Source organism: Clostridium sp., from assembly GCF_051278035.1.
Lineage (GTDB): Bacteria > Bacillota > Clostridia > Clostridiales > Clostridiaceae > Clostridium_AD.
This window is the reverse complement of record NZ_JBNMNU010000249.1, coordinates 1-4,894: the sequence shown is the minus strand read 5'-3', so window position 1 is coordinate 4,894 and position 4,894 is coordinate 1. Positions and strand designations below refer to the sequence as shown.

At 32.8% G+C, this 4,894-nt stretch carries 3 protein-coding genes; all 3 read left to right on the top strand.

Annotated features, from left to right (window positions below):
- Window positions 1-121: 121 nt before the first annotated feature.
- Window positions 122-994 (top strand): DegV family protein, encoded by an 873-nt coding sequence (locus ACJAX4_RS22200; RefSeq protein WP_435791619.1) that lies wholly within the window; start codon window positions 122-124, stop codon window positions 992-994.
- A gap of 352 nt (window positions 995-1,346) precedes the next feature.
- Window positions 1,347-2,393 (top strand): carbamoyl phosphate synthase small subunit, encoded by a 1,047-nt coding sequence (locus ACJAX4_RS22195; RefSeq protein WP_435791618.1) that lies wholly within the window; start codon window positions 1,347-1,349, stop codon window positions 2,391-2,393.
- A gap of 83 nt (window positions 2,394-2,476) precedes the next feature.
- Window positions 2,477-4,894 (top strand): carbamoyl-phosphate synthase (glutamine-hydrolyzing) large subunit (carB, locus tag ACJAX4_RS22190; RefSeq protein ID WP_435791617.1); only part of this gene is annotated, 2,418 nt, incomplete at its 3' end.

Genomic DNA, 4,894 nt, shown 5'->3' with positions numbered 1-4,894 from the left:
TGTCAAGTGTTTTATGCGAAAAAAGTGGGGGAATCAACAAAAATTAATGATACTAAAAATGAGTAATCACAGGAGCTAAGGAGTTTCCGTGAAAGCTCAATTGATAAGTGGGGGAAGAGTAATGACAATAAAAATAGTAACTGATAGCACCTCGTACATAAGTGACGAATTAAAGAAAAAATATGATATCTCTATAGTTTCATTAAGTGTTATTTTCGGAAGTGAGGAACTTAAAGAGATTAATATTGAAAACGAGACTTTTTATAAAAAACTAGATGAGAGCATGAGTACTCCAACTTCATCACAACCATCTTTAGACGATATGTATAATGTACTAGAAAAGCAAGTAATGGATAATAATCAAGTAGTTTGTGTTTTTCTTTCTTCAGAAATGAGTGGGACTTATTCAAATGCATGCCTTGCAAAAAGTATGATTCTTGAGAAGTACCCAAATGCATTAATTGAAATCATTGATTCAAGATCTAATTGCATGCAACTAGGGTTTGCAGTATTAACAGCTGCCAAAGCGGCACAGAAAGAAAAATCAATAGATGAAGTTGTTGCACTTGTAAACGAAAATATAAAAAGAAGTAGGTTTTTGTTTATTCCTAAGACTTTAGAGTATCTAAAAAAAGGCGGAAGAATAGGTGGTGCAAGTGCAATGTTGGGCACTATTTTTCAAATTAGGCCTATACTTACTGTTATAGATGGAAAAACGGCATTATTCCATAAAGTAAGAACTAAAAAACGCGCTATACAAACTATGGTTAATAAGTTTATTGAAGACATAGAAAAAAACGGACTGGGAGAAGTAATGATCCATCACATAAATGACGTGGAAGGTGCACTCGCTTTTGCAAAGACAATCGAAGAATATACTGGTAAAAAAGTAGAAATAGCTCCAATTGGGCCTGTAATAGGAACCCACGTTGGGCCAGGAACACTCGGTATTGTGTATTATACTGGATATTTAAGTGAAGAGAACTATATATAAATTTAATACTTTTATATGATACTAAATCTTAATTAATTTACAGAAGATAATTATGTTTATGTATTGACAAATTATAAAATCTGAATTAAACTAAATAGAAATTATAAATAAAAGGAAATACACTTTTAAGTTAGTCCTGTGAGACTAGGAAGGAGTATAGATGATTATGTCAAGTTTTTTGTGTGTTGTAGAATTTACAATTAATAATAAAACTATAGGTAGTTTTTCTATTTCGTTAATAAATGGGAAAGATGTATTCTGAAGGATGGTAGTGGGATTATTTAATTAATCTCCCTATTATCCTTTATTTTTTTTGAAAAATCATATTTTTATTTGACATAGGAGGTTTAATATGAAAGGTAAGTTAATATTAGAAAATGGAATAATATTTGAAGGAAATATATTTGGATATTTAGAGGAAAGTGTGGGAGAAGTGGTTTTTAATACTGGTATGACTGGTTATCAGGAAGTATTAACTGATCCATCTTATTATGGGCAAATAGTAACTATGACATATCCACTCATCGGAAATTACGGAATTAATTTAGAGGATGTTGAATCAAAATCGCCTAAAGTGAAAGGATTCATTATCAGAGAAAAGTGTAATGAGCCTAGCAATTTCAGATGTGAAATGAACCTAGAGGGATATTTTAAACAAAATAAATTAATTGGAATAGAAGGCATTGATACAAGAGCCTTAACAAAAATTCTTAGGGAACATGGTACTATGAATGGGATTATAGCTACGAAGGATTTATCCAAAAGTGAAATAGAGCAAAAACTTGCAAGTTTTAATAATACTGATGCAGTGATGAAGGTTACTACAAAACAGCGCTATACAATTTACGGTAGTGGTCCACATATAGCTATTATGGATTTTGGAATAAAAGAAAATATAATACGCAGCTTTAAACAATTAAATTGCAAATTAACAATATTCCCTGCCGATGCATCATCGGTAGATATACTAGAAGTTAAATCTGATTTAATATTTTTATCAAATGGACCTGGAGACCCAGAGGATTTGCAAGGGGTAATTGAGGTATTAAAAGAAATTATAGGTAAAAAGCCTATAGTTGGAATTTGTCTAGGACATCAACTTTTAGCATTGGCTCTTGGCGGAAAAACCCAAAAACTTAAGTTTGGACATAGAGGTTGTAATCATCCAGTTAAAGACATAGAAGAAAATAAGGTTTATATTACAACGCAAAACCATGGATATTATGTCAGTGTTTTACCCGAATATATGGAGATTACTCATGTAAGTGTAAATGATGGAACAATAGAAGGAATGAGACATAAAACCTTACCTATATTTTCTGTACAGTTCCATCCGGAGGCTTGTCCGGGACCTAAGGATATAAATGTTATTTTTGATAAGTTTCTTTCGCTTATATAGAATAGGGACTTATAACATAGAGTTTATGGAACTAAGGATGCGTGATTTGGATTAAGTAAGTTAGATAATAGAGGAGGATTTATATGCCATTAGATAAAAGTATCAGAAAAGTATTAGTAGTTGGATCAGGACCAATAATAATAGGGCAAGCTGCAGAATTTGATTACTCAGGAACACAAGCTTGCCAAGCCTTAAAAGAGGAAGGCGTAGAAGTTGTGCTTGTAAACAGTAATCCCGCAACAATAATGACAGATAAGGAAGTTGCAGGGAAAGTATACATAGAGCCATTAACTATAGAATTTTTAGAAAAGATTATTGTGAAGGAAAAACCAGATAGTATACTTTCTGGAATGGGAGGACAAACGGGATTAAATCTTGCTGTTCAGCTATATGATAATGGAATTTTAGATAAGTATAAAGTGAGAGTAATTGGAACATCTATAGAGGGAATAAAAAAAGGTGAAGACCGAGAAATCTTTAGAAATCTTATGCAAAAGATTGATCAGCCAGTTGTAGAAAGTGCAATTGTTACAAATATAAAAGGAGCTTTGCACTTTGCAAGTGAAGTAGGCTATCCACTAGTAGTAAGACCAGCCTATACTCTAGGAGGGAGCGGTGGTGGAATTGCTGAGTCTGAGGAGGAGCTAGTTGAAATTTTACACTTAGGATTAGAATTAAGTTCTATCGGACAGGTTCTTTTAGAAAAAAGTATTAAAGGCTGGAAAGAGATAGAATATGAAGTTATGAGAGATGGTGTTGGTAATTGTATTTGTGTATGTAATATGGAAAATATAGACCCTGTTGGAATACATACGGGTGATAGCATTGTTATAGCACCAAGCCAAACACTTTCAGATAAAGAATATCAAATGCTTAGAAGTGCATCCATAGATATAATTAATAACGTTGGAATAGAGGGAGGCTGTAATGTCCAACTGGCCCTTAATCCTAAAAGCTCAGAGTATGCAGTTATAGAAATCAATCCAAGGGTAAGTAGGTCATCTGCACTTGCGTCAAAAGCTACAGGATATCCTATTGCAAAAGTAGCGGCGAAAATAGCACTAGGATATGCACTAGATGAAATAGTGAATGCAGTAACACAAAAAACCTATGCTTGTTTTGAACCTTCACTAGATTATGTTGTAGTTAAAATTCCTAAGTGGCCGTTTGATAAGTTTCAGGGAGCAAATAGAATTTTAGGTACAAAGATGATGGCTACAGGCGAAATAATGTCTATTGGGAGTAATTTTGAAGCAGCGCTGTTAAAAGGAATTCGCTCTCTAGAAATTGGAAAGTATTCATTACAATACGATGCGCTTTCACAAAAAAGCTTACAAGAATTAAAGAAAAGAGTCATGGCTCCTGATGATGAGAGAATATTTCATTTGGCGGAAATGCTTAGACGTAATTATATGGTAGAAAAAGTTTCGGAAATTACAGGTATAGATAAATTCTTTGTAAATAAAATCAAGTGGATAGTTGATGAAGAAGAAAAGATAAAAAGCTCTACCGTTCAAGATATGAATAAAGATTGGTTAAAATCATTAAAGAAGAAGGGGTTTTCAGATAAAGGGATTTCAGATTTATTAGGCGAGGGCCCCAATGTAATTTATGAACTGAGAAATATATGGAACATTAAACCTGTCTATAAGATGGTAGATACTTGTGCAGGAGAATTTGAAGCACTGTCACCATATTATTATTCTACTTATGATGAATATGATGAAGTTGAGGTAAGTAGTAAAAGGAAGGTTCTAGTTATAGGTTCTGGACCTATTAGGATAGGACAAGGAATTGAGTTTGATTATGCATCTGTTCATAGTGTAATTGCTCTTAGAAAGCTAGGAATTGAAACTATAATAGTAAACAATAATCCTGAAACTGTAAGTACTGATTTTAATATTTCAGACAAATTATATTTCGAACCTTTAACAGAAGAAGAGGTTTTAAATATCGTAGAAAAAGAAAATCCTGATGGGGTTATACTTCAGTTTGGAGGTCAAACTGCTATTAATCTTGCTAAATTTTTAGAAGAAAAAAATATAACTATATATGGGACTAAGCCAGAGCAAATAGATGTAGCAGAAGACAGAGAAAAATTCGATTCACTTTTAGAAGGGTTAAACATAAATAGGCCAAAGGGAAGAGCAGTTTGGAATTTAAAAGAAGGACTTAAAGAGGCTGAAAACTTAGGATACCCAGTGATTGTTAGACCGTCATATGTATTGGGTGGGAAGGGAATGGAAATAACTTATGGAGGAATGGAATTAGAACATTATTTGAAAAATGCCTTTGAGAAGGATAATAAAAATCCTGTTTTAATTGATAGATATTTGTTAGGTAGAGAAATAGAAGTTGACGCTATTTGTGATGGGGAAGAAATTTTAATACCGGGTATTATGGAGCATCTAGAGCGAGCAGGGGTTCATTCTGGAGATAGCATTACAATATATCCAAGTCGAAACATATCTAAAACTATAAAAGAAAAAATATTAGAATAT

What these genes read in the sequence shown, in the direction of transcription:
- ACJAX4_RS22200 (WP_435791619.1), top strand. Translation starts at nt 122, where the DNA reads ATGACAATAAAAATAGTAACTGATAGCACCTCGTACATAAGTGACGAA.
- ACJAX4_RS22195 (WP_435791618.1), top strand. Translation starts at nt 1,347, where the DNA reads ATGAAAGGTAAGTTAATATTAGAAAATGGAATAATATTTGAAGGAAAT.